We start from the raw sequence: 1,250 nt of genomic DNA on the forward strand, positions 1-1,250 counted from the left end.
CCCGGGGGATTTAACGACGATGGATGACCCGGCGGCGTTGCAGCAGATTCGGGATCGGGTGGCAGGGTGAGGTCACCCCCACGTAGGACCGTGCGTCACAAAATCATCGGATACGCCTATGCAGGCGCTTCACAATTTCGTATCCCGCAGGCTGAATATCGCTTCGAAGTGAAGGTCTTTGCAGCGCCCGGCCAGTTGCGATAGCACAGCTTCGCCGAGGGCCGAGCGCGCCCTGGGATGCGTGATAAGTATGCGAATCCCCAGATCGGCTTTGGCGTGAGGAAAAGCTTTGCCGAGCTCTGCGCTATGCACCCATTCCGAATAGGCATTGAGTTTGCGGATGGCGCGTGGTTTGGTCAGGCCGTCTTCCAGTGGCCGGTCAATGACCAGAACCAGCGTAATGGTGCCTGATTTGTCATCTACCTGAATGCCGTCCAACTGGTGTATGTCGTTGACTCCCAAGCCAGCCGCAGGCGCGAATTTTGTGCAAAGAAGCAGCAGGCTGATGAAAGAAATACGCCAAAACAGAGATCGCATAAGGGGTTGGTAATTCGCAGTTTTAACTTTGGCAGAGACGTGAAGGGCGTTGCTAGTCCGGTAAGGCAAGCGCCATGCCTTCCATCATGCCTTTCGCTTCTGGCTCCAGGGATTCTGTCCACACGCGATTCCCGTTGGTAGCGGTGGGGCGGTTAAGGGTCTCCTGAACAAGAGCGCCGAGCAAACCAAAAAACTGGCCAAAGTCACCCGCCGGCCGTGAAAAAGTCGCGAGCAGGTAGAAAAACCGCCGTTCATCCGCCTGCACGCTGATCTCGGTAATGCGCTCCTGGCCTGCGGGGGTGGCGGCGGTGAGCCGCCGGGCACCGGGCGCGACGCCGATGGCTGTATAGCTATTCGGTGGCATGGTGGCCACTTTGACGCCATCCACCAGCACGGTCACTGTCTCCATGTCTCCGGAAATTCTCACCAGATACAGCAGCGCTTGCCCCGGCATGGGGTCTTGCAACTGTATTTCTTTTGGCTGCGGTGTGGCCGTAGCTGCGGGGGGATTGGCCCAGGCGCAGACACTCGCAAGCAAAAGTATCCCTGACAGTGCACGTCGGATCATCTTGGCCTTCAAGTTCGGGTGAATCGAGCCGTAGCGGCTGCGTAGCGCTGCTGATTCTAGAGGGTCGGGCGAACAAAAATGCCTCGGAGGGCTGAGTGTTGACGCTTGCACCCCCTGTCTCTGCTGAATGAGCCCTATGGTGAAG

2 protein-coding genes are annotated in these 1,250 nt (G+C 58.0%); both read right to left on the reverse strand.

Annotated features, from left to right (window positions below):
• Positions 1 to 129: 129 nt before the first annotated feature.
• Positions 130 to 537 (reverse strand): hypothetical protein, encoded by a 408-nt coding sequence (locus AC1D1X_RS23710; RefSeq protein WP_477669326.1) that lies wholly within the window; start codon positions 535 to 537, stop codon positions 130 to 132.
• A 52-nt stretch (positions 538 to 589) separates the two neighbouring features.
• Positions 590 to 1,003, reverse strand: coding sequence for a hypothetical protein (locus tag AC1D1X_RS23715; RefSeq protein WP_477669327.1), 414 nt, complete (start codon positions 1,001 to 1,003; stop codon positions 590 to 592).
• Positions 1,004 to 1,250 lie beyond the last annotated feature (247 nt).

The sequence above is a fragment of the Polaromonas sp. P1_G4 genome (genome assembly GCF_056405475.1).